Genomic DNA, 24,533 nt, shown 5'->3' with positions numbered 1-24,533 from the left:
CAACCGGTCGAGCCCGGCCGGGACCACCCCGGGCAACAGCACCCGTGGCCCCCGCAACCACGCCGGGACGCGGGGCCGACCGGCGCCGCCCCCTGGGAGCGTCACCCGGCGGCGCCCCCGCAGGACCCGCGGCGCACGCCGCCGACCGGGCCGTATCCGCCCCGGCAGCCGCATCCGCAACACCCGGGTCCGCACCAGTCCTGGCCGCCGCGGCCCGCCGGGACGCCACCCCCGCCGCCGCGGCCCTACCCGCCGCGCCCCCTCCCGCCCCAGCAGGCCGCGCCCGGTCCCGGCGACCCGACGCGGGCGATGCCGCGCAGATTCGAACCCGCGCCGCCGAACACGCCACCTACCGCAGCGGTGGCCCCGACGACCGCACCCCAGCCGGCGGCACCGGTCGGGACCGACGGGGACACCGCGTCCGGCCCGGACACGTCGAACTCACGGCTGATCGCCTCGACCGGCTCGATCGCGATCGCGACGCTGGTCAGCCGGGTCACCGGATTCCTCAAGCAGGTTCTGCTGCTGACCGCCCTCGGCGGTGCGGCGGCGAGCTCGTTCACCGTCGCCAGCACGATGCCGAACATGATCTCCGAGCTGGTGCTCGGCGCGGTGCTGACCGCGATCGTGGTCCCGGTGCTGGTGCGCGCGGAGAAGGAGGACGACGACCAGGGCGCGGCGTTCGTGCGGCGACTGTTCACGCTGTCCGTCGTGACGCTGGGCACCGTCACCGTTGCCGCGGTCCTCGCGGCACCGGTGTTGACCAGGCTGTTCCTGCCGGAACACGGCAAGGTGGACGAGCGTCTCGCCACCCAGTTCGCGTACCTGCTGCTGCCGGCGATCCTGTTCTACGGCCTGTCCGCGCTGCTCACCGCCGTGCTCAACACCCGGCAGGTGTTCAAACCGGGCGCCTGGGCCCCGGTTCTGAACAACCTGACCGTGCTGGTCGTGCTCGGCCTGTACTGGCTGCTGCCCGGCGGCGACGAGGTGACCACCACCCGGCTGCTGGTCCTCGGTCTCGGCTTCACCTTCGGCGTCGTCGTGCAGATGACCACCCTGTTGCCTGCGATCCGACGTCAAGGCGTCAGCCTCAAGCCGCTGTGGGGCGTCGACAACCGGTTGAAGACGTTCGCCGGGATGGGCGTCGCGATCGTGCTGTACGTCCTGATCAGCCAGATCGGGCTGATGATCGGCACCCGGATCGCCGCCGACGTCGACCCGTCCGGGCCGGTGATCTACCAGCAGGCGTGGCTGCTTCTGCAACTGCCGTACGGCATCCTCGGCGTCACCGTGCTCACCGCGATCATGCCGCGCCTGAGCCGCAACGCCGCCGACGAGGACACCCCCGCCGTCGTCGACGACCTGTCGGTGGCGACCCGCCTGACCATGGTGTCGCTGGTCCCGGTGGTCGGGTTCCTGACGTTCGCCGGCCCGCAGGTCGGCCACGCGCTGTTCGGGTACGGCAACTTCGGCGCCGCCGACGCCGAACGCCTCGGTCACGCGGTCAGCTGGTCCGCGTTCACCCTGATCCCGTACGCGCTCGTCCTGATCCACCTGCGGGTGTTCTACGCGCGGGAGCAGGCGTGGACCCCGACCTGGATCATCCTCGGCATCACCGGCGTCAAGGTCGGGCTGTCGCTGCTCGCCCCGTCGGTCGCGGCCAACGACCAGCAGGTGGTCAGCCTGCTCGGTGTCGCGAACGGGCTCGGATTCACCGCCGGCGCGGTGATCGGCGCGGTGCTGCTGCGGCGCAGTCTCGGGTCGCTGCGGATGGCGAACGTCGGCAAGACCGTGGTGCTGGTGGTCGTGGCGTCGGTGGCCGGCGGGGTCACGATGCTGGCCATCGAGGAACTGCTCGGCCTGGACCGGCTCGGCGACCGGTTCGGCGGTCCCGGGGCGTTCGTCCAGGTCGGGTTCTGCGCGGTGATCATGCTGGGCGTGACGTTCGCGCTGCTGCGTTTCGCCGGGGTGCCCGAGGTCGTGGCCGGGACCGTCGCGATCACGCGGCTGGTCAACCGGGTGCTCGGGCGTGCTCCCGCGCAACAGGTGGCGGCCTCCGCGGAGACGGTGTCCATCTACGAGGCCGACACCGAGCTGCTGCCCGTGATCGGGCGGCCACTGGCGGAGCGCGGCGACAGCGGGCACCTCCCGTACCCTGGTCCCCGGCGTGCCGGGGCGCCGATCTCCCAGGATTCGAACGAGCTGCACGAAGGAGCGAGGGTGAGCGACGAAGACGTTGCCGGCGGCCAGTCCGGTAGTTCCACAGTGGAGGCGTCCGCACCGGCACCGCACGCACCCGAGGCCACCGAATCCGCTCGCCCCACCGGCAGCACCCCACCGGCCGCCGACAAGCGCCCCGCCGACAAGCCGGTGCGGCGCGAACGCGACCTCACCGTCGACACGGGCGTCATCCCGATCGGTTCGCCGCAGCTGCCCCCGCTGCGCGTCGGGGACGGCAGCGGTTCGTCCCGCCGCAGCACCCCGAGGGGACCTCAGCTGATCGCCGGCGCGTCCGTCGCCGGTGGCCGGTATCGCCTGCTGGCACCGCACGGTGGCGCGCGCGGGCTGAAGTTCTGGCAGGCCCACGACACCAAACTCGACCGCGAGGTGGCGCTGACGTTCGTCGACGCCGAACAGCGGGCAGGCACCGACACCTCCGACACCGAGGGCCCGCAGGCGGTCCTGTCGCGGACGCTGCGGCTCGGCCGGATCAACTCGCCCGGCCTGGCCCGCGTCCTGGACGTGGTCCGTGGCAGTTCCGGCGGCATCGTCGTCGCCGAGTGGACGCCCGGCCGGTCGCTCCGCGAGATGGCCGACACCAAGCCGTCGCCGGTCGGCGCCGCACGGGCGATCCGTGCCCTCGCCGCCGCCGCCGAAGCGGCACACCGCGGTGGCGGTGCGCTGTCGATCGACCACCCGGACCGGGTCCGGATCTCCGCGGACGGCGACGCGGTCCTCGCGTTCCCCGCGACCCTCGCCGACGCGGACGCCGCGTCGGACGTGCGCGGCCTGGGGGCGATGCTGTACGCCCTGATCACCGCGCGCTGGCCGCTGGGTGAGCCGGCCCCGGCGCCCGACGCGGGCCCGGGTGCGGCGCCCGCCGATCCGCGACCGGTGAACTCCGTCGGCGGGATGAAGATCGCCGACCGGACCGACGGCGGGGGCCCGGTCGAGCCGCGGACCCTCCGGCCCGAGGTGCCGTTCGAGATCTCCGCGGTCGCGGTCCGTGCGCTCGAGCAGGGTGGCGGCATCCGTACCGCGGCGACGGTGCAGCACATCCTCGACCAGGCCTCGGTCGTCGACCAGAAGACCGACATGATGCCTGCCCTGCGACTCGGTCAGCGACCGGCGGGTGCGAGCGGGCGCGGACTCCCCGAGGCGGACGACCCCGAGCTGCAGCAGGCGCGCAGCAACCGGATGATGATCGCGCTGTCGACACTCGGCGTGCTGACGGTGATCGTCCTCGCCCTGGCTGGCTGGTGGCTGACGAATCTGCTGGCCGGAGGCAACTCCGACGCCCCGCTGAACGAACAGAACATCGGCCTGACCACGGGCGCCGAGGCACCCCCGTCGACCGTCGCGCCGGCGCCGGCACCCGCGGTGCCGCAGCCCGTGACACCCGCGGGCGCGACCGTCTTCTCACCCCAGGGCTCACCCGACAACCCGTCGACGGCCGGTCTGGCGGTGGACGGCAACCCGGCCACCAAGTGGAGCACCGACGCCTACTTCGACCAGTTCCCGAGCTTCAAGTCGGGTGTGGGGCTGATCGTCGGGTTGGCGCAGCCGGCCCGGCTCACCGAGGTGTCGATCACCTCGCCGAGCCCGGGGACGGAGGTCGAGATCCGGACCTCGCCGAGCGATCGGCCGACTCTGGACCAGACTCAGGTCATCGGGCGCGCGACGCTCAAGAACGGCGTGACGACGATCCCGGTGACCGCCGACGGCACCACGAACAAGGTGCTGGTGTGGATCACGAAACTCGGTGCCGACGGCGGTAAGAACCAGAGCTCGATCGCCGAGGTCGGCTTCTCGACCAGCCGTTAGACGCAGCCTTCCCGGAATGGAGTGACTGGAGACCCCTTGGTCGGTTAGCATCGCGCGTGCGAATCAACAGGGGGATCGCCGGGGCTGAGTTGACCGACGCCCAGCTGCTGGCGGCGCACGTGGCGGGGGATCCGCGTGCATTTGCAGAACTGCTCGGCAGACATCAGGACCATTTGTGGCACACCGCCCGCCGCACCAGCTACACGGCCGAGGATGCCGCGGACGCGCTGCAGGAGGCGCTGCTGTCCGCGCACCGCACCGCCGCGACGTTCCGGCAGGACGCCGCCGTCCGGAGCTGGCTGCACAAGATCGTGGTCAACGCCTGCCTGGACCGGATCCGGCGCAACCGCGCCCGTCCGACCGTGCCGCTGTCCGACGACGAGCAGTCGGAACCGGCGCACGACCGTGACGTGATGGAGGACAGGGAGACCAGCCTGGCGATCGAGGAGGCGCTGGCCACCCTGCCCCCGGAACAGCGCGCCGCGGTGGTCGCGGTCGACGTGGAGGGATACTCGGTCGCGGAGGCCGCGGAGTTGCTCGGGGTGCCGGCGGGAACGGTGAAGAGCCGGTGCTCCCGGGCTCGTGCGAAACTGGCCCAGCAGTTGAGATATATGCAGCCACAGCGGAACCAAACAGCACCCCGCCGGGTCTAATTCACTGACGGCGGTTTGCTCAACTCGAGGCAACGAATGCAGGGAGGTGTCATGGTCGCTCGGGGTGAGGACGCACTGCGCCCACCGTTCACTCCCGAACTGCTCGCCGACCTGCACGGAGGCGTTCTGCCGCCGGACGTGGCGGACCCGCTGCGCGCCGCCGTCGCCGACGACCGCGACGCCCAGAACACGCTCGCCGCGCTGGACCGCGTCCGCGGTGAGCTCGGCGCACTGCGCACGAACCCGCCGACCCCGGCGCCGATCCCGGCGGACGTGCTCGCCCGTGTCCACGCCGCGCTCGACGCCGAGGGCGCACCGGCACCGGCCGCCGCACCGGTGACCGACCTGTCCACGCGCCGGCGCGATCCGGTCCGCATCGCGGCCGGCGCGGCGGCGGCCCTCGTCGTGATCGCCCTGGCCGCCATCGGCGTCGTGTCCCTCACCTCGACCGGGTCCGATCCGGGTCCGGACGGCTCCGCCGGCGCCGTCCTCGCCGATCCCGTGTCCACGGACGACTCACCCGGGTCCGCGGCCACGGACCCGGCCACGGTTCAGCTCGGCGACGAGCTGCGGCCGTCGACCGCCCTGAGCCTGCTGGGCCGCAACGCCCTCGGCACCCTCTCCGATCCGGACGCGCTCTCGGAGTGCCTGCGCGCCAACGGAATCGACCCGCAGACGCCGCTGCTCGGGTCCGGTCCGGTGCGGTTGCGGGGACTCGCCGGCCGGCTGCTGCTGCTCGCCGGCCCGCAGCCTCCGCAGATCACCGCACTGGTGGTCGGATCACGCTGCAGTGCAAACGAACCCGACACCCTGGCCCGCGCCGACATCGGCTGACCGCCCTGCCGAGGTCGGTGACGATCTCCTCCGCCCGACCGCGGCAGCGTGTCGACTCGACCTCGTTGGTCGTCCAGAATTATTGCTCCACAACTGATTCCACGTGGTCGTGGTGCGGTTCCGCGCGGGATGAGCCCGCGCCTCGGCGACGGGGCGAGCCCCGGGGTGGCACCGGACGGCGCCCGGTCGGTCGCACCCGGTGAACTCGGCGCGACCCTCGGGCCGTCCGGCTCGGGCAGGTCCGGCCTGCTCGCCGTCGCCGCCGGCGACGACCTGACGGCGAGGTCGCGGCGGGAGCCGGCAGAACCACACCGGGTTCGCGTGCCGGTCCGGCAACCTCGTCGCCGCGGTGGACCAGCAGCGTCCGGTCGCGCCGACCGGTGCCGGCTGCTCGATCCGGTGAGGCCCGGCGGCACGCTCGACCGCGGACCCGACCGGCGCTCCGGCGGGGAGCGGCGGCGGAGGGGATGGCGCGGGCACCGGTGACCCGGCGGCGGTGCGGCTGGTGGGCGGCGTCGACCGCGGCCCGCGACCGGGGGCCCGCGAGTCGGGCACCGCGAGCGCCCTGGTCACCGACGACTACGATGTCGTCGACCATTGCGACCGGGTGGCGACGACGACCGAGGTCGCCTCACCGCCGTCTGAGCTCCGCCCGGACCGGCCGCACCGGGAAGGGAGACGGCGTGCCGCGGATCAGCGCACCGACGGTCGCCGAGCACCGGGCCGCGCAGCGGCGCGCACTGCTCGACGCCGCCCGCGAGGTGCTCGCCGAGGGCACCCCGGAGATTCCCGGGTTCGCGGAGGTGGCGGCGCGGGCCGGCCTCGCACGGTCGAGCATCTACCAGTACTTCAAGTCCCGTCAGCACCTGCTCGACGCGCTGATCGAGGACTCCTTTCCGCGCTGGTCGCGCCGCGTCGAGGAGGAGATGGCCGCGGCGGGCCCGCCGGATCGGCGGGTGCTCGCGTACGTCCGCGCCAACCTCGACCTGGTCGCGGAGGGGGAGCATGCGATCGCGTCCGCGATCGCGTCGATCGCACCCAGCGAGCGGATCAACGAGGCGGGCGCCGAGATGCACCGTCAGCTGTCGGCGCCGCTGATCGCGGCCCTGTCCGACCTCGGGGTGCCCGATTCGGCCGAGACGGCCGACCTCGTCAACGCCGTCGTCCACGCCGCGACCCGCCAGATCGAGGCCGGTGGGGACGTCGCCGACGTGCAGTCCCGCGCCACCGGTCTGATCGAGCCGTACGTCACGTCGATCGCCGCTCGACCCGGATCCGGGAACATCACCCCCTAGTCTGGTGTTGAGCCAGTCAACGTTCACATCTCCTGGAAGGCCCGCATGACTACTCCGACCTCGGTTCGTGACCTGATCATCGTCGGCTCCGGACCCGCCGGATACAGCGCCGCGGTCTACGCATCCCGCGCGGAACTGCAGCCGCTGCTGTTCGAGGGCACCCAGTTCGGTGGCGCCCTGATGACCACCACCGAGGTCGAGAACTTCCCCGGCTTCCGCGAGGGCATCATGGGCCCGGACCTGATGGACGAGATGCGTGAGCAGGCGAAGCGGTTCGGTGCCGACATCCGCACCGAGGACGTCGACGAACTCGACGTGACCGGCCCGGTGAAGAAGGTCGTCGCGAACGGCGAGACCTACTACGCCCACGCCGTGATCCTGGCGATGGGCGCCGCCGCCCGCTACCTCGGCATCCCCGGCGAGGAGACCCTGCTCGGCCGCGGCGTGTCCGCGTGCGCGACCTGCGACGGCTTCTTCTTCAAGGACCAGGACATCGCCGTGATCGGCGGTGGCGACTCCGCGATGGAGGAGGCCACCTTCCTGACCCGATTCGCGCGCTCGGTGACGCTGGTGCATCGCCGCGAGGAGTTCCGCGCGTCCCGGATCATGCTCGAGCGGGCCAAGGCGAACGAGAAGATCCGCATCGTCACCAACGCCGAACCGGTCGAGGTGGTCGGCGAGAACAGCGTCACCGGTCTGGTGATCCGCGACACCGTCACCGGCGAGCAGTCGACGCTGCCGGTCACCGGCATGTTCGTAGCGATCGGCCACGACCCGCGCAGCGAACTGGTCAAGGGCCAGGTCGACATCGACGACGAGGGCTACGTGCGGGTGCAGTCGCCGACCACCTACACCTCGGCCCCGGGTGTGTTCGCGTCCGGCGACCTGGTCGACCACACCTACCGTCAGGCGATCACCGCCGCCGGCACCGGCGCGGCCGCCGCGATCGACGCCGAGCGCTGGCTCGCCGAGCGCGGGGACATCACCGCCAACACCGTCGAGGCAGCAGGTCGTCCCGTGGCCGTCGAGGCCTGACGTCCCAGTTCCACCCGATCACAGCCCCCGAGGAGACATCCATGGCGAACACCATCACCATCACCGACGACTCGTTCCAGCAGGACGTCCTCGACGCCGACAAGCCCGTCCTCGTCGACTTCTGGGCCACCTGGTGCGGTCCCTGCAAGATGGTCGCCCCGGTCCTCGAGGAGATCGCGGGTGAGCACGCCGACAAGCTGACCGTCGCCAAGCTCGACATCGACGCCAACCCCTCCGCCGCCCGCGACTTCCAGGTCATGTCGATTCCGACGATGATCCTGTTCCAGGGCGGCAAGCCGATCAAGCAGATCGTCGGCGCGAAGGGCAAGGCCGCGCTGCTGCGGGATCTCGCCGACGTTCTGTAACGGTCGCCACGGCCCCCGGGATTGCTGGTTTCCCGGGGGTTTCTGCGACAATCAGCATTCAGGCGTTGCCCCGGGATGAGAAAGGGATCCTCCGCATGCATCGACTCCGTCACGGCGATCACGGTCCCGCCGTTGCCGAGATTCGAGGCACCCTCTCCTCCCTGGGATACCTCCGGGGCGGGGTTTCCACCGCTCCACGGGAGCCCGTGAGCGGTTCCCAGTGGGTCGCACCCGACGCGGTCTTCGACCACCACCTCGACAGTGCGGTCCGCGCGTTCCAGCAGCAGCGTGGTCTCCTGGTCGACGGCGTCGTCGACGCGGCGACGTACCGCGCGCTGCGCGAGGCCTCGTACCGGCTCGGTGCCCGCACTCTCGCCTATCAGCTGTCCGCGCCGCTGTACGGCGACGACGTGGCGACGTTGCAGACCCGGCTGCAGGATCTCGGCTTCTACTCGAGCCGTGTCGACGGTTACTTCGGTCCGAAGACGCACGAGGGGCTGTCCTCGTTCCAGCGGGAGATCGGCATCGCCTCCGACGGGATCTGCGGACCTCAGACGCTCCGGTCTCTCGACCTGCTCGGCACCCGAGTCACCGGGGGGTCACCGCACGCGATCACCGAGGAGGAGTCGGTGCGTCGCTCGGGTCCCCAGCTGAGCGGCAAGCGGATCGTGATCGACCCGGATCTCGGCGGAGCCGCGACCGGGCTCGTGGTGCCGACGCCGCACGGGCCGATCACCGAGGCGCAGATCCTGTGGGATGTCGCCAGCCGTCTCGAGGGCCGGATGGCGGCGACGGGCATGGAGACGTTCCTGTCGCACCCGCCGACCACGAACCCGTCCGTCGCCGAGCGTGCGGAGACGTCGAATGCGTTCGACGCGGACCTGATGATCTCGCTCCGCTGCGCGGCCAGCACCAGCCCCCACGCGAACGGTGTCGCGAGCTTCCACTTCGGCAACAGCCACGGTGCCACCTCCCGGATCGGGCAGGTTCTCGCCAGCTTCGTCCAGCGTGAAATCGTCGCTCGCGCACCGCTTCAGGACTGCCGGACGCACGGCCGGAGCTGGGATCTGTTGCGACTGACCAACATGCCGACCGTTCAGATCGACATCGGTTATCTCACAAACGATTCCGACATCAAGACGCTGATCAATCCCCGAAACCGGGACATCATCGCGGAGTCGATCCTGGTCGCGGTCAAGCGCCTGTACCTGCTCGGTCAGGACGACCAGCCGACCGGCACGTTCACGTTCAAGGAGCTGCTCGCCGAGGAGCTCGCCAAGGCCGATCAGGCCTGACCCCGGCCGAGCCGGGAATCGGGGGAGGAGCGGTCCGGCGCCGGCGGGGTCAGAGCACGCCGACCGTGGACTTCTGTTCGCTGTCGGTCACGGTCACCGCGGCGGCCATCAGCAGCCGCTCCAGAGCCGACTCGACGTCCGCCTTCCACCCGTGGGCGCGGTCGAGTTCGAGCCGCAGCCGCGGGTAGCGGTGGTGTGCCGCAACGACTTCGAACCCCATGTCCTCGAGGAATCCGGCCTCGATCATGCACTCGACGGGGCCGCACTCGGCCCCGGCTCCGCCCGGGCGGTCGTCGTCGGGCCCGCGGACGATCCCGAAGGCCTCGAGCGCACGGACGCCACGGCGCACCAGATCGCTCACGACGGCCTGAATCAGGCTGGGGCCTACTCCGTCCAGCTCCGCAGCCGGTTCGAGCCGCATCGTGGTCAGCAGGACCGCGTCCGGGCTCACGGGTGACGTGGGGAACAGCTTGGCGCGGGGCACGGTGCCGGGAGGTGAGTAGAACGCGCATCCGGCCGGTCGGCCCTCGAGCGTGGCAACCTGACCGCACGACCCCCACTCGAGCATGACCATCGACAGCCAGGCTTCCTTCTCGAACTCGGGGTCCGCGAACTCGCGTGAATCCCGCAGCGCGGCCGGGTCCATCTCCCAGAAGACGCACCGACGGGCGTGCCGGGGGAGTTGATCGAAGCCGTCGAGGGTGAGCGGGCTGATGCGCATCGACACCCTGTCTCTCGCCTCCACGACCTCACACGGCGGGAACAGGGGTCCCCGCACCACAGCTTCTCACGTCCAGAATAGGCGATCGGGACCGGCGCGGCGCCACTCGTTCCGCTGCGGCCGGATCATCGTGGTGGACACCATGTTTCGTTGCCCACCGTCCCCGGTCCGCACCCGCCCGGCGGCTGTTCGTCACAGTGACGTTTCGCCGCCGGGTCCGGGCAACCGGGGAATTCGGGGTCAGTTCGCCCCGGTCGTCTCCATCATCTCGACGATGCGCTGCAGATCGTCGACCGAGCCGAACTCGACGACGATCTTGCCCTTCCGCTTGCCGAGGCTGACGGTCACGCGGGTGTCGAACGCACCGGACAACCGGTCCGCGACGTCCTGCAGTCCCGGCATCTGGATCGGCTTGCGCTTGACCGGGGGAGTGGGGGTGGTCCCGTCCTCCCGGTTCGCCAGCGTCACCGCTTCCTCGGTGGCGCGCACCGACATTCCCTCGGCGACGATCCGGGCGGCCAGCAACTCCTGCGCCTCGGCGCCCGCCTCGAGGGACAGCAACGCCCGCGCGTGGCCCGCCGACAGGACGCCGGCCGCGACCCGTCGCTGGACCGGGATCGGCAGCTTGAGCAGCCGGATCGTGTTCGTCACGACCGGCCGGGACCGGCCGATCCTGGTGGCGAGCTCGTCGTGGGTGACGTTGAACTCCTCGAGCAGCTGCTGGTACGCCGCCGCCTCCTCGAGGGGGTTCAGCTGGACCCGGTGGATGTTCTCGAGCAGGGCGTCACGGAGCATGTCGCCGTCGCCCGTCTCGCGCACGATCGCGGGGATTTTCTCGAGGCCGGCGGCCTGGCTGGCCCGCCACCGACGCTCACCCATCACCAGCTGGTAGCTGTCGCGGCCGATCGCGCGCACGACGATCGGCTGCATCAACCCGAACTCCCGGATCGAGTGGACCAACTCGGCGAGCGCCTCCTCGTCGAACACCGACCGCGGCTGCTTCGGATTCGGCTGGATCTGCGCGGCCGGAATCTCCCGATAGCTGGCCGCGACCGGTGACAGATCCTCGTCGGCGGCCGGCGCCGGCTTCGGGCTGGACTTCCGGCCCGCCGCAGGCTTCGACTGCGGCTTCGCGGCGGCCTTCGGGGCGGCCTTCGCATCGGTCGCACCGTCGGACTCGGGTTCCGCGGTGGGGGAGGGGAGGGGCGCGTCCTCGACCGCCGGCGGGGCAGGCGCGGTGACGTTGCCGATGATGACGTCGGCGGCCGCCGTGCCGAGACGGGGTCCGGCGTCGGGGCCGGTCGGGATCAGCGCTGCGAGCCCACGTCCGAGGCCACCCTTGCTTCTCTGTGCCACTAGTTCTCCTGCGCTTTGGTCGATGCGGTACGGGCGGCGAGCTCGCGGCCGGCGTCGAGGTAGCTCATCGCGCCGCGCGATCCGGGATCGTAGTCGAGGACGGTCATCCCGTAGCCGGGGGCCTCGGACACCTTGACGCTGCGCGGAATGACAGCGCGCAGGACGGCGTCACCGAAGTGCCCACGCACCTCCTCGGCGACCTGGTCGGCGAGCTTGGTGCGTCCGTCGTACATCGTCAGAAGCACGGTCGACACGTGCAGTTCGGGGTTCAGGTGCGACTTCACCAGCTCGATGTTGCGAAGCAGCTGGCCGACGCCCTCGAGCGCGTAGTACTCGCACTGAATGGGGATCAACACCTCGTTCGCGGCGACGAGGGCGTTGACCGTCAGCAGCCCGAGCGACGGCGGGCAGTCGATCAGGATGAAGTCCGCGTCGATCTCGTTCAGGAAGGCGTCGGTCAGGGCGTTCTTGAGCCGGTTCTCCCGGGCCACCATCGACACCAGTTCGATCTCGGCTCCGGCCAGATCGATCGTCGCCGGAATGCAGAACAGCCGCTCGCTGTGCGGGCTCTGCTGGACCGCCTCCCTGGCGGTGCTCTGGCCGATGAGCAGCTCGTAGCTGGACGGGATTCCCGAGTGGTGGGGGACGCCGAGCGCAGTGCTCGCATTGCCCTGTGGATCGAGGTCCACGACAAGAACGGTCAGCCCCTGCACCGCCAGCGCGGACGCGAGGTTGACGGCCGTGGTGGTCTTGCCGACGCCACCCTTCTGGTTGGCGATGGTCAGCATCCGCCGCCGGTCCGGCTTCGGCAGCGTCACGCTGCTCGGGTGCAAGACCTGGCTCGCGCGTTGGGCGGCCGCGCCGATCGGGGTCTCCTCGAGGGAGATGCCGTCGTACGGACCGGGGGAGTGGGGGCCCTGCCCGTTCGGCGAAGCGTTGTCGGTGGATCTCGAGGAATTGTGGCCTGTTTCACGTGAAACAGTCGCTTCGGGTCCACCCGACATGTATAGCTCCTTCACTGAAACTGACTCGTTCACCGGACCGAGCACATCGACGAGTTCATCGACGATGTGCTCGCTTCGGAATGCGTTCCGCCCGAACCACAATCGTCGGTGTCGGGAGTATCCCGACACCGCATTCGAGTATCTCAAGCTTCCCAGCACCCAGCCGCGAAAGGGAAGCACGGTCCCGCGAAATCTCCTCCGCGGCGCTGGATCCCTTCATCGCAAGCATCCGACCGTGCTCGTGCACCAGCGGCATCGACCATCGGGCGAGCTTCTCGAGCGGGGCCACGGCCCGGGACGTGACGACGTCGGCGCCGCCGACCTCCTGCACCACGCCGGCCTGTTCGGCCCGGCCACGCACGACGCGGACGTCCAATCCGGCCGACTCGATGAACTCGGCCAGGTAGATCGACCGGCGCAGCAGGGGCTCCACCAGCGAGATCCGGAGGTCCGGCCGCGCGATCGCCAGGGGGATACCGGGCAGGCCGGCTCCACTGCCGACGTCGACGACGGATTCACCCTCGTCGATCAGCTCACCGATCACCGCACAGTTGAGGAGATGACGCTCCCACAGTCGCGGGACCTCCCGCGGACCGATCAGGCCGCGTTCCACCCCGTCCGTGGCGAGGGAGTCGTGGTACTGCCGGGCGAGCCCAAGGCGGTCCCCGAACACACGGTGGGCGGCTTCGGGGATGTCGACGGACTCGGTGTGTTCCACGTGAAACATCTTCCCGCGCAGGTTCGGGATTCCACAAACCAACAGGCCGCGTTTCGGCTCCCGACATTGTGAGGTTCCCGGATCGGGCACGCCTGGAGGTCCACCCGGTGCCGGGATCCTCGGTGGGGGAGGGGAGTGGCCGGATCTCCGGTGCCGTTTCACGTGAAGCATCGACCGACTCCGATGGCCGGGATCACTGGCCGGCGTCCACCTGCTGCGCCCCGCAGCGGCACCGAGGTGATCGCCTCCACCGTCGACCGGCCACCGTCGGATCACACCCCCGTCACCGTTCGCGACGGGCGTGGATGTCGCCGGTGGTGGATGTCGGCGGCTCGTCGGCGAGACGGCTCGACCTCCGGGGCGCACGCACGATCACCCCCGGCCCGCCCATCGCGGCATCCCGTCTGATGGCCGTTGGCAATCGGAGTACCCCGGGCGCGGCAGTGCGAGCCCTGCCGCGAGGCGGCTGCCGGCCGGTCCCGGGTGCGTTCGACTCTCCGGCCGACGGGCATCGCTTATCTCGCGATCGGGGGCGGGACAGGCCGCTCCCGTCGAGCCGACCGGACCACCACGGGACCGTCACCCAACCTCGGCTGGGTCAGGCGATGCCGGGGCATCCGCGACGGCCCCGCCCGCACCTCCGAGGCGCGGATCTCCGCGCGTGCCACACGAGCCGGAACGGGTCGGTCGAGCGTTCGCAGCGCCCGTCGCGTGATCCGCGTCGAGCGTGTCCCGGACGGACTCGGGTTGGGTCGCCCTCGAACGGCGGGCCCGTGGGTACTTCGGTCGCACGGACGGCCCGGCGGCACGCGCGGGGTTGGATGGACCGTGTTTCACGGGGAACCGTCGAAAGCCACGCCACCGCACCCGACCAGACCGCGGGGCGCATCTGCGGGGATGACGGCGTGCGACAACCGTGCTCCGCTCGCTCGTGCGGCGTCACCGTGCGACGGCCAACAGCCTCAGGCCTCTCGGAGTACCGGGGGTCGCGATGCGGGCGACGCCGCGCGTCGCGCGTCGCCCCGGTGACTGCAGTCACGACCACCATCTGCCGTGGTTCGCCGGCGATCTCGATCGGCGATCGTGACCGGGACGTCCGGGGGCGTCGGTCCGGCCACGGCCGCGACAGAGAACCGGCCGTGCCCGTGCAGGGAGGCCGCGCGGCGGCGGACGGGGCACTCGACCCGATCGCCGCGCACTCGGCCGCGCGCCGCGCGGGACCGGACCTGATCCCGGTCGCGCCCGTTCGTCCGCCGCGTGGCACGTGCGCCCGCCCGGTCCGGGTGAGGTCGGCGTCCGACAGCTCGTCACCGTCCACCGATCGCCGGCTCGGAGGGAAACGGACGCCCGGTCGGCACGAGCGCCTCCGGCCCACAACTCGGGCGATGCGTGTTTCACGGGGAACCGCCCGGCGGCCGGGCGGGCACCAACCCCCGCGCGGGCCCGCGTCGGTGCGCCGGCCAGACACCACGCCCGTTCGAGCGCCGATCCCACCCGGTGCCGGCCCCCGCGCGCCGGCCAATCGGCAGCGGCGATGCGGGTCCCGGAGGGTGCCGCGCATCATCGGGCGCCGGAGGCGCCATCGGCGCCCGGAGGTCCATCACGGGAAGGGCCACCCGCGCATCACGGCGAGATCGCCATTGGTCATCGGACCGAGGTCGGCCATAGGGGGCCGTGATCCGCCGGGCATATGTTTCACGTGAATCAGCGAGCCACCCGACCGCCTTCCATCGCACGGGCGCGCCACGAAAGGTGCCTCCACCCGAATAGTCGAGACGGCACACACGGCGAGGCGCTGGTGTTCGGCCGGCACGCCGTGCCCCGATCGAACTGTCCGAGCCCGCCAACCGGATTCTCGCGGTCCGCGACCGATCGCCCTGCGAGGTGCCCACACGCGACACTGTGGATGTTCCGACGGCGGCGACGCCGTGGCGATGTCCGCGTCCAGACGACGGCACCGGCCTGTGCGGTTCGATGCTTCCGGACCCGGAGCCGCATCCACCCCACCGGAGATGACGCTCCAGTGGGGTGACGACGCGAGGAGCGATCATGGCGGGTCCGGGGCCTGGGAAGGGCGGCACGACCGCGGAGGCTCATGCGCGGGCACGCGACCGGCCGTGGCCGAGGTTCGACGACACGGCCAACGGATCGCGGCGGGACGCCCGGACCCCACGCCGCCAGATGATCGGAGCGCCCGCCGAAGTCAACAGACGACGACCGAGCGACAACAGGCTCAGGAGGGGATTCACGTGAAACAACGGGACCGGACCCACTGCTCGACAAGGCGATCCGCGGTGCGGGATGAGTCCGAACCATCCGCGGCCATGGGATTGGTGACTCCGAAGCCGGGGACGATGACCGGGCCACTGCGGTGGCCGCGACGGTGATGGGCTCCTGCACCGGTGAGCGCGATCGCGACCACGGCTGCGAGACAACAGACCGATGCACGGGAATCGGATGAAGCAACGGAGGTCGGTCGATTCGCAAGGAGAGACGACCGGGTCGCGTGGGACGGCCGGGGCAGAGGCCGGGGCCATGGATCGGGCGCCTTCAGAGCAACATCAAGTCGACGCACCCGGATTCACCGGAAGCAGTGGAGTCGCCCGATGCTCGACGCAGCCCTCGGGTCACGGTCAGGCGACCCGAACCGACGCGGGGAGGTGATGGGTATCGCCGTAGCCGGCAGCCGGCGACATCACGTCGACGCACCGGGTCCGCGTTGGGTATCGGAGCACGGTCGCCCGCTGCGATGTTTCACGTGAATCACCTCGCGGTGCACCTCGTCTCTCGACACTCCACGCCCGACACACGGTGTCGCCCCACAGACCAGGCTGGCATCGAAGCCGGCACTGACACCGTCGTCTCGTCGCGGACGGGACCGGATCGAGAATCGACTCCGCCCAAGCGAACCGCGCGTGGTTCCCGAAAGTCCCTGCGACGAGGTCGCTGAGCCGACCCGGTTTCACGGGAAACCATCGCGGACGGCCGGGCCCCAACCGGTGGGGGAGGGGAGGGGCGAGCGGTTCACGCCTGCCGGTGCGCCCCTCGACTCTCGCACCCCGAATCGACCCGGCCCGAGGACGGCGCGGCACCCGCGACGCGGCGTCGTCGAACCTCACGCAATCCCGCGGGCCGCATTCACGTGAAACACCGGGCACCGACCGCAGTCCGGAGAATCCGGCCGGACCGACATCCACTCGCCGCACGCGGTCACGGACAGTGCGAGGGCAGACGGCTGGAGGCGCGGATCCAGTCGAACCGGTACGGCACCATTTCCCCGACGCGGCCCCCGGCACCGCAGTCCCGCAAACGTGGGCCTCGTCGAGAAGCAGGCCCGGTGATCACGCCCGCGTCATTGTCGCGGTCGGGGCGCGGTTCGAGCGGTGCCCGCGGGCGCCGCACTCGTCTGGGTACCGCGGACGCGCGTCCACGGGCACCCTCCCGGACCGGGGCATCCATCGCGATACGCCGTCGGCACCGCCCGACAGCGCCATCCCCGCCCGCCCGATTCACGTGAAACACCGGCGACAACGTCGGCGACGGTACCGACACCGTCGCCAGGCCTCGATCAGGAGGGGCCTTCCGGTCGATCCAGCCTGCAGCAGCCGCAGCAGCCGGACCCGCCCGCGTCGGCTGGGGCGCGAGCCGCGACCGCGACCGCGCGCGATTCACGTGAAACATCCGCGACAACGTCGGCGACGGTACCGACACCATCGCCAGGCACTCCATCACGGTCGACCCCAGCTGCAGCAGCCACAGCAGCGAGACCCGCCAACCTCGGCTGGAGGCACGGGTCGCGCCCGCCGCGGCGCTCGATTCACGTGAAACATCGACGGATCCCGGACGCGAACGGATTCCGCCTTCCGCGCGGGGAACGATCGTCAGTAGCGAGAATCCGCCCCGACGTGAGAGCTCGCAACGAACGACACCTGCTGCAGGCCGCGCACCAACGCACATCCTGTGGAGAGATCGAGGTCCGGAACCTCGGACCGGCATGGGGCGGAGATCGGTCCGCCGTTGAAGGGCGCCCCGCGTGGACCCTCCACATCCGAATCGCGAACCCACCCGTTGCCATCTGTACCCGCAGACGGCGTGCGCCCCGTTGTGCGCGGCCGAGCCACGGATCGGCCTGTTTTGTTCCACCCGACGCGGCGCGGGGGCCGCCCCTGCACGAAGCACGTGCATCGCGCCGGGACGCACGCCCGACCGCGTCACATCGGGCCGATCGACAGCACGAGCGACAGCGCACGTCGGAACCCTCGACATCGAGGGAGGCGAACCCTCGAGACCCGGGACATCGCCCCACTTTCCGAGTCGGGAGATCACGCGTCCCGCCACGAGGCAGGGCCGAAGAACGAGCGTCCGGTCGCGCGAACCTCCCACCCGCCCGAAGCAGAATGCGCCGGTGCGAGCTCAATCCGCCGTACCGTCACGCGGCGCAATCCGATCCGGAACGGCAGCCGCAGTGCCGTAGTCGTGACGGACGAGGCGGCGATGCCGGCAATCGAGGGGACTGGCCCGAGATCCGGGTCGCCACGCCGACGACCGGGCAGGGAGGTCCACGAACGAGTCCATCGGCACGGCTGATCAACCCGTTTCGCGATCGGCCGGTTCCCGCGAGCGGCAGGCCGGTTTCCCGTGAGCGGCGGCGCGAGGCGTTGACTCGCGGTCGGCGCACCGTACCGGGGCGCGAGCGGACCGGAAGCCGCCGCCCCACACCGGGATCACACCGATCGAAGGCCCGGATGATCAGCCGCCAGGGCGCTCGTGTGGGAGACGCCGCGACCCCGGACGACGTCGACACGAGAGATCGAGCGCCGGCCGGGAGTGGCACGACTCCGCGATCGTCGACGACATCGGAACCGAACCTCGAGCGCCGATCCGCCCTCGTCGATACAGGCGACCGCCTGTATCGACCGCCCTCCAGTGTCGGGTGTCGAGACGCTCGAGGCGGCCCGCGGCACCGAACAGGAGCAGCGCGATCGCGAGCTGCGACTCACGGCTCGTCGAGATCGAGCGACCCGCGACCGCGCGCGGTGGAGCGGGCCGGCGTCCGGCGGGCCGGCTGTCATCGAGGAAGACCGCGCGTGCAACCGCGGCATCCCCGGTGGCGTCCACCTCCCGTGACCGCGCGAGGTGCCCGATGCCCAACCGGGAAGTGGCCCCTGCCCGACTCCCCGGGGATCGGGTGTCGAGCAGCGGCGGGGTGCCTCGGCGGGATCGAGGTTCCGTCCGCACCGTCCGATCTCTGTGGGTGCCGGGTGTTCCGACAGGATCCACTCGATGGGGGAGGGGAGGGGTCGGCCGAACACGATCGGTGCCGCTACAGCGACGCACAGAAATGTCACAGTGACGAAATAATCCAGGGTTCCTGCACCCAGCCGGGGCCGTTCGACCCCAGAGCGGGACATCCGCCACGGCTTCATCGAATCATGTTTAGCCACAACAGAATTCGCGCAGGCACTGCGGGTTCCACCCGAAGCCTCACACACGGAGCCCCGCCCGGCCGACGAACCGCCGACGGCCACGTCCGTCCCCGGCTGGCGCAGTGTTTCCGCCACGCCCCGAGCGCGGCAGCTCGCTCGGTCACCGAAGTGTCTCGCTCGGATGTGTGCTGTCTCGATCGGGTTCGACATCGCCGTGCACGAGAGGCGACGACCCGAGCGACCCGGTACGGACTCGCTCCCATCGGGCCGGGCGAACACAGCAATCGCCGATCGGGGCGGGCCCGGTCGGGAACCGCCGCGCACGACACCCTCCGGTCGCCATCGGTCGAGACGTTCACCGGCCGGCCCGACGCTCCGCCGTTTCCCCGAATCCGGCGGCCCGATCGGTGTCGCTGCCGGCCGACAGGAGCGGCGGGGCCGGAACGGGTGTGTCCGCTCGACCGACCGACACACGCACCAGACCGCCCGACACCGCCAACCGACACAAAACGGACCGCGACGTCCTCGGGCGCCGATGCGCCGAGCCGATGCCCGCAGCGGTGAACGCCTCACCGTCCACACTGCGGTACACCGGCGGTGGCACACGTTCGTCATTCGACGCCCCGTCTCGGCGATGCGACCTCGCCGCGGGCTGTGGAGGGCACCGAGCGCAGGGCCGGGCCGCGAGCGTCGACCACCGCGGCGCCGTCGGCTTCCGCCGAGTCCGATCCGGCCGGTGGGGTAGGGGAGCGGATTGATTCACGTGAAACATCGCCGGCCCCGACCGTCACGAACCAACCTCGACCGGAAACGACGAGAGGCTCCCGACCCATCGGGTCGGGAGCCTCTCGTGACGATCGTGGTCTCAGTCCTTGATGACGACCACCCGGCGCGACGGTTCCGCGCCTTCGCTCTCGCTGGAGACACCGTCGACCGACGCGACGGCGTCGTGCACGATCTTGCGCTCGAACGGGGTCATCGGGGACAGGGCCTCGCGTTCGCCCGACTCCAGAACCCGCTTGGCCGCGGCGAGTCCGAGATCGGTGAGTTCGGCGCGCCGTCCCGCACGCCAGCCGGCGATGTCGAGCATCAGCCGGCTGCGCTCACCGGTCGCCTGCTGCACGGCCAGCCGGGTGAGCTCCTGCAGCGCGTCGAGGACCTCGCCCTTGCGTCCGACCAGCTTGGAGAGGTCGTCGCCGCCGTCGATGCTGACGACCGCCCGGTCACCCTCGACGTCGAGGTCGATGTCACCGTCGAAGTCGAGAACGTCCAGGAGCTGCTCGAGGTAGTCGCCGGCGATCTCGCCTTCCTCGACGAGCGCGTCCTCCTCGTCCAGCTCGTCCACGGGCGCATCCACAGTCACGTCCGCCACGACCTCGTCGTCTCCATCCCGTCCGGTTGCCGGATCATTCGCCATCGTCGTTCTCTTCTCTGTGAAGGTGAGCGCGTGCGCGCTCGGCAGTCTGGGCGCGGTGTCAGCGCTTGCCTTTGGGGTTCTTTCCGCGGTTGCCGGCCGGTTTCGCACCAGGCTTCGGCGCCTTGCCCGGGCCGGAATCCTCGGCGGAATCCGTCAGCTCGTCGGCGGCACCCTGCGCGGTGGCGGCACCCTTGCGCTTCTTCACCGCGTCCGGTTTCGCGCCCGGCTTCGGCGCATTCTCGGCGCGACGCTCGAGGGCGGCGGCCTTCTTCGCCTCCTCCTCGGCATCGATTCGGCGGAACACGACGTGCTGCTGCGCGTACGTCCAGATGTTGTTCGACACCCAGTACAGGAGGATGGCGATCATCAGGAACGGGCCACCGACGAGCACACCCAGCGGGAACACCCACAGCGACAGCTTGTTCATGATCGCGGCCTGCGGGTTCGCGGCCGCGGCCTCGCTCTGCCGGGCGACGGAGGCCCGGGCGTTGAAGTGCGTGGCGATCGACGCGATGATCATCAGCGGGATCGCGACGGCGGCGATGTTCCACACCGACGGGATCGGCAAGCCGTACGCGACGAGTTGGGCCTTCGGGGTGGTGATCGCGGCGGCGATCGGGGCACCGAACAGGCGCGCGTCGAGGAACGACTGGACCTCGGCCGGGCTGAACACGTAGTTCGCGGTGTTGGCGTTGTCCTGGATCGACATGCCGAGCTGGCCGACGCCGGTGCCGGTGCGGTTGAACGACCGCAGGACGTGGAACAGGCCGATGAACACCGGCGCCTGGAGCAGCACCGGCAGGCAGCCCATCAGCGGGTTGAAGCCATGCTCCTTCTGGAGCTTCTGCATCTCCAGGGCCATGCGCTGCCGGTCGTTGGAGTACTTCTTCTGCAGCGCCTTGATCTGCGGCTGCAGCTCCTGCATCTGACGGGTGGTGCGCACCTGCTTGACGAACGGCACGTACAGGATCGCGCGCAGCGTGAACACCAGGAACATCACCGACAGGGCCCAGGCGAACCCGTTGTCGGCGCCCAGGAACGAGCCGAAGACCTTGTGCCAGACCCACAGGATCCAGGACACCGGATAGTAGATGAAGTCGAGCACGGCTCTAGGTACTCCTCTGTTCGCCCACACCGACCGGGGCGTGGGGTTGCTTGCCAGTGTCCTGTGCCGCGTTCCGGGACCGACGGCGTCGGGATCCGCGCGGCGGGACCGGATCCCAGCCGCCGGGATGCCAGGGTCCGCACTTGAGCAGCCGAACGACGGTCAGCCCGAGACCGACCACCGCACCCCGTTCACGCAACGCGTCGACCGCGTACTCGCTGCAGGTGGGAGCGAAGCGGCAGGTGGGCATCCGGGTGGGCGAGACGTAGGTCCGGTACAGCTCGATGCAGAAGATCAGAGTGCGGGCCGGGACCCTCCGAACCGCAGCGAGCAGACCGGACGGCGTATCGCTGCCGGTTGTCATTCGGATGTCCCGGCGGGGACGAGCAGGTTCAGCTTGCGAAGCCCCGACCGCAGCTGGCCGTCGAGCTCCGCCGACGAAGCGGTCGCGGCACCGGGAAGTGCCCGGATGACCACGTACGCGCCCTCCGGAACCTGGTCGACCAGGCCGGCGCAGATATGACGAAGCCGGCGTGCGACTCGATGTCGAATCACCGCCGGCCCGACAGCCTTGCTCACCACCAAACCGAAACGCGGACCCGGGTCGCTGACCAGAGATTCCGCCTGTGCACCCGCCAGAGCGTGGACCACCACGTCCGGTCGGGCGGCACGCCGACCACGACGAACGGTGGACGAGAAGTCCGACCGTCGACGTAACCGGTGCGGCTCAGGCAGCACCCCGAGCTCCCGCGTCCGGAATCAGGCGCTGAGCGACGCGCGGCCCTTTTGGCGGCGCGCAGAGATGATGGCGCGACCCGCACGGGTCCGCATCCGGAGACGGAAGCCGTGAACGCGCGCGCGGCGGCGATTGTTCGGCTGGAACGTCCGCTTGCCCTTGGCCACGGTCAACACTCCTCGTAGTTCGTCGGCGCCGGTCGACGCCATCTGTAGCTGAAATTCGGGTGGTCCCCGAGAGCGACGGCAGGCCGGGCTGCGTACATCCTCGCGAACACCACGCGGCCAGCATGAAACCGCCACCTCGAACTCGGGTGACTGTACGAGACTACGCAGCGCCGTCGGTCAGGTCAAACCGCGACGTGGTGCGACACGCCACGCGTGCGGGGATGCTTGCGAAGTGGGGACACCTGTGCACACGGCGCCACCCCGAGATGTGGTCCTCGGCACCATCGACCGACGACGACCCGTCCGGAGAGCCTCGCGTCTACCCAGGTGAGAGGCGCACGGGACGGCAGCTCCCGCGAATCGGGCTGCCGACCGAGGCCTACTACCGTTATCCACACTTGTGGATAATTGTGTGGAAATACAGATCAGGTGGCATATTCGTAGCCTTGCGCGGGGAAGTTGTCCCCAGGGGCACACAGCCCGCGATCGTCGACGAATCGGGCGGACGCGACGCCTTACGCACTGATCCGGGAGGGCCGACGTTGAACGAGGAAGCGAACACCCTGGAACGCGTGTGGGTGGATGTCCTCGCCGAACTGACGGCGGACGGATCCGGCCACCCGCTCACCAAGGCGCAGAAGGCCATGCTGGCGCTGGTCCGCCCGCTGACCCTCGCCCAGGGATTCGCTCTCCTGTCGGTTCCGTCGTCGTTCGTCCAGGAGGCGATCGAGCGTGACCTCCGGGAACCGATCCTGCAAACACTGAACCGGCACACCGACGAAGGGGTCGAGGGCCTCGGTGTCCGGGTCGCGGCCCCCATCGAAACGGAGCCCGCCCCGGTGGTTCCCGCGGCTCCCGCCGCCCCGGAGCCGACACCACTGCGGCAGAACGAATCGGACGTGGCGAACGCCGGCACCGTCAGCGTCGAGGCGTTCCGCCGCCGCCGCCCCGGGATCGGTGAGGCCGACCTCTTCGAGCCCGATCCGGGTGAGCACGACGAGGTGGACGAGGACGGCGAGGCCATCGCCAGCGTCAACGAGTCGTGGCCGTCGTACTTCACCAAACCAGCCGTGACGCCGCGGACCGTGGCGGACGGGAACAGCCTGAACGCCAAGTACACGTTCGACACCTTCGTGATCGGTGCGTCCAACCGGTTCGCGCACGCGGCGGCGGTCGCCTGCGCCGAGGCGCCCGCCCGCGCCTACAACCCGCTGTTCGTGTGGGGCTCCTCCGGGCTCGGCAAGACCCACCTGCTGCACGCCGCCGGCCACTACTCCCGACGGCTGTTCCCCGGTATCCGGGTCCGGTACGTCTCCACGGAGGAGTTCACGAACGACTTCATCAACAGCCTCCGCGACGACCGGAAGGTCGCGTTCAAACGCCGCTACCGCGAGACGGACGTGCTGCTCGTCGACGACATCCAGTTCATCGAGGGGAAGGAGGGCATCCAGGAGGAGTTCTTCTACACCTTCGAGGCCCTCCACAACGCCAACAAGCAGATCGTGATCACCTCCGACCGGCCGCCGAAGCAGCTCGCCACCCTCGAGGAGCGGCTGCGCACCCGGTTCGAGTGGGGCCTGATCACCGATGTCCAGCCTCCCGAACTCGAGACGCGCATCGCCATCCTGAGCAAGAAGGCACGGATGGACCGGCTCGACGTCCCTCACGACGTCCTGGAGTTGATCGCGAGCCGGCTCGACCGCAACATCCGCGAGCTCGAGGGTGCACTGATCCGGGTGACTGCGTTCGCCTCACTGAACCGGCAGGTGCTGGACCTCAGCCTGGCCGAGGTGGTGCTGCGGGACCTGATGCCCGACGCGACCCCGCTCGAGATCGATGCCGCCACGATCATCGCGGCGACCTCGGAGTACTTCGGGATGGCAATCGAAGATCTGTGCGGCCCCGGCAAGACTCGCCCGTTGGCCCAGGCCCGGCAGATCGCGATGTACCTGTGCCGTGAGCTGACCGACCTGTCGCTGCCGAAGATCGGCAACACGTTCGGCCGCGACCACACCACCGTCATGTACGCGGACAAGAAGATCCGCAAGGAGATGACGGAGCGGCGCAAGGTCTACGACCAGGTCCAGGAACTCACCGCGCGCATCAAACAGCGCGGCCGCTGACCCCTGCACACTGCAATTCCGGCGGACCGTCATCCTCATGACGGTCCGCCGGTTCCGTATGCCCAGCGCATCGCCCATGGCCAGCACGTCATCCACAAGTCTCCACAGGGGTGTGGAGGTATTGGGGAGCAATCGGCGCCACCTACCAGCAGAGATGTGGACAACCGGGGGCATAACGGGGGATCAACTGTGGACACACAGTGGATGAACATGCACAACTGCGGGGGCATCCACAGCCA

Annotated in this window: 17 protein-coding genes; 8 read left to right on the top strand and 9 right to left on the bottom strand. The window is 70.4% G+C overall.

All coding sequences use genetic code 11. The annotated features are described in order from the left end of the window. Positions 1-309: 309 nt before the first annotated feature. From murJ to ABD951_RS19740, 7 genes are all read left to right on the top strand, one after another. Complete coding sequence (gene murJ / locus ABD951_RS19770) at positions 310-4,044, top strand: murein biosynthesis integral membrane protein MurJ (RefSeq protein ID WP_345348899.1); 3,735 nt, start codon at positions 310-312, stop codon at positions 4,042-4,044. A 56-nt stretch (positions 4,045-4,100) separates the two neighbouring features. Then, positions 4,101-4,697, top strand: a complete 597-nt coding sequence (gene sigM, locus ABD951_RS19765) for an RNA polymerase sigma factor SigM (RefSeq protein ID WP_345348896.1) — start codon at positions 4,101-4,103, stop codon at positions 4,695-4,697. Between the two features lie 51 nt (positions 4,698-4,748). Continuing rightward, positions 4,749-5,531, top strand: a complete 783-nt coding sequence (locus ABD951_RS19760; RefSeq protein ID WP_345348893.1) for a hypothetical protein — start codon at positions 4,749-4,751, stop codon at positions 5,529-5,531. Positions 5,532-6,214: 683 nt separating this feature from the next. Continuing rightward, entirely contained in the window at positions 6,215-6,826 is a 612-nt protein-coding gene (locus tag ABD951_RS19755; protein WP_345348890.1) for a TetR/AcrR family transcriptional regulator, read from the top strand. Between the two features lie 45 nt (positions 6,827-6,871). Further along, positions 6,872-7,861 carry a thioredoxin-disulfide reductase gene (trxB, locus tag ABD951_RS19750; protein WP_345348887.1) on the top strand — a complete coding sequence of 330 codons (990 nt, stop codon included), beginning with the start codon at positions 6,872-6,874 and terminating at the stop codon, positions 7,859-7,861. A gap of 41 nt (positions 7,862-7,902) precedes the next feature. Next, positions 7,903-8,226: a thioredoxin gene (gene trxA, locus ABD951_RS19745; protein ID WP_345348884.1), complete on the top strand. Its 324-nt coding sequence runs from the start codon at positions 7,903-7,905 to the stop codon at positions 8,224-8,226. Between the two features lie 95 nt (positions 8,227-8,321). Then, positions 8,322-9,521, top strand: a complete 1,200-nt coding sequence (locus ABD951_RS19740) for an N-acetylmuramoyl-L-alanine amidase (RefSeq protein ID WP_345348881.1) — start codon at positions 8,322-8,324, stop codon at positions 9,519-9,521. 49 nt (positions 9,522-9,570) lie between these two features. Here the strand turns inward: ABD951_RS19740 and ABD951_RS19735 are convergent, their stop codons facing one another. The 9 genes from ABD951_RS19735 to rpmH all read right to left on the bottom strand — a co-directional run bounded on the left by ABD951_RS19735 (position 9,571) and on the right by rpmH (position 22,171). Next, positions 9,571-10,248, bottom strand: a complete 678-nt coding sequence (locus ABD951_RS19735; protein ID WP_345348878.1) for a GNAT family N-acetyltransferase — start codon at positions 10,246-10,248, stop codon at positions 9,571-9,573. A gap of 234 nt (positions 10,249-10,482) precedes the next feature. Next, positions 10,483-11,598: a ParB/RepB/Spo0J family partition protein gene (locus tag ABD951_RS19730; protein WP_345348875.1), complete on the bottom strand. Its 1,116-nt coding sequence runs from the start codon at positions 11,596-11,598 to the stop codon at positions 10,483-10,485. After that, positions 11,598-12,602, bottom strand: coding sequence for a ParA family protein (locus ABD951_RS19725; protein WP_345348872.1), 1,005 nt, complete (start codon positions 12,600-12,602; stop codon positions 11,598-11,600). Before ABD951_RS19725 ends, ABD951_RS19730 begins: the two co-directional genes overlap by 1 nt. Positions 12,603-12,657: 55 nt before the next feature. After that, positions 12,658-13,329, bottom strand: a complete 672-nt coding sequence (gene rsmG, locus ABD951_RS19720; RefSeq protein ID WP_345348869.1) for a 16S rRNA (guanine(527)-N(7))-methyltransferase RsmG — start codon at positions 13,327-13,329, stop codon at positions 12,658-12,660. A 6,282-nt stretch (positions 13,330-19,611) separates the two neighbouring features. Beyond that, positions 19,612-20,163, bottom strand: a complete 552-nt coding sequence (locus ABD951_RS19715; protein WP_345348866.1) for a Jag family protein — start codon at positions 20,161-20,163, stop codon at positions 19,612-19,614. A 58-nt stretch (positions 20,164-20,221) separates the two neighbouring features. Further along, positions 20,222-21,268 (bottom strand): membrane protein insertase YidC, encoded by a 1,047-nt coding sequence (yidC, locus tag ABD951_RS19710; RefSeq protein WP_345348863.1) that lies wholly within the window; start codon positions 21,266-21,268, stop codon positions 20,222-20,224. A 4-nt stretch (positions 21,269-21,272) separates the two neighbouring features. After that, positions 21,273-21,632: a membrane protein insertion efficiency factor YidD gene (gene yidD, locus ABD951_RS19705; protein ID WP_345348860.1), complete on the bottom strand. Its 360-nt coding sequence runs from the start codon at positions 21,630-21,632 to the stop codon at positions 21,273-21,275. Then, positions 21,629-22,006 (bottom strand): ribonuclease P protein component, encoded by a 378-nt coding sequence (gene rnpA, locus ABD951_RS19700; RefSeq protein ID WP_345348857.1) that lies wholly within the window; start codon positions 22,004-22,006, stop codon positions 21,629-21,631. Before rnpA ends, yidD begins: the two co-directional genes overlap by 4 nt. A 21-nt stretch (positions 22,007-22,027) precedes the next feature. Continuing rightward, positions 22,028-22,171, bottom strand: a complete 144-nt coding sequence (gene rpmH / locus ABD951_RS19695) for a 50S ribosomal protein L34 (protein ID WP_345348854.1) — start codon at positions 22,169-22,171, stop codon at positions 22,028-22,030. A gap of 542 nt (positions 22,172-22,713) precedes the next feature. Between rpmH and dnaA the strand changes: the two genes are divergently transcribed. Beyond that, a complete protein-coding gene (gene dnaA / locus ABD951_RS19690; protein WP_345348851.1) occupies positions 22,714-24,294 on the top strand; it encodes a chromosomal replication initiator protein DnaA in 1,581 nt (526 codons plus the stop codon). The last annotated feature ends 239 nt before the right edge of the window (positions 24,295-24,533 follow it).

The organism is Rhodococcus olei, assembly GCF_039540555.1.
In the GTDB taxonomy this organism is placed as follows: domain Bacteria; phylum Actinomycetota; class Actinomycetes; order Mycobacteriales; family Mycobacteriaceae; genus Rhodococcus_G; species Rhodococcus_G olei.
Note: the sequence above shows the minus strand (reverse complement) of the source record. Positions and strands in the feature narration are given on the sequence as shown.

Bases quoted from the DNA above. Each gene is read 5' to 3' on its own strand.
- murJ (WP_345348899.1), top strand. From the start codon at position 310: ATGCCGCGCAGATTCGAACCCGCGCCGCCGAACACGCCACCTACCGCA.
- ABD951_RS19760 (WP_345348893.1), top strand. From the start codon at position 4,749: ATGGTCGCTCGGGGTGAGGACGCACTGCGCCCACCGTTCACTCCCGAA.
- trxB (WP_345348887.1), top strand. From the start codon at position 6,872: ATGACTACTCCGACCTCGGTTCGTGACCTGATCATCGTCGGCTCCGGA.
- trxA (WP_345348884.1), top strand. From the start codon at position 7,903: ATGGCGAACACCATCACCATCACCGACGACTCGTTCCAGCAGGACGTC.
- ABD951_RS19740 (WP_345348881.1), top strand. From the start codon at position 8,322: ATGCATCGACTCCGTCACGGCGATCACGGTCCCGCCGTTGCCGAGATT.
- ABD951_RS19725 (WP_345348872.1), bottom strand. From the start codon at position 12,602: ATGTCGGGTGGACCCGAAGCGACTGTTTCACGTGAAACAGGCCACAAT.
- rsmG (WP_345348869.1), bottom strand. From the start codon at position 13,329: ATGTTTCACGTGGAACACACCGAGTCCGTCGACATCCCCGAAGCCGCC.
- ABD951_RS19715 (WP_345348866.1), bottom strand. From the start codon at position 20,163: ATGGCGAATGATCCGGCAACCGGACGGGATGGAGACGACGAGGTCGTG.
- yidD (WP_345348860.1), bottom strand. From the start codon at position 21,632: ATGACAACCGGCAGCGATACGCCGTCCGGTCTGCTCGCTGCGGTTCGG.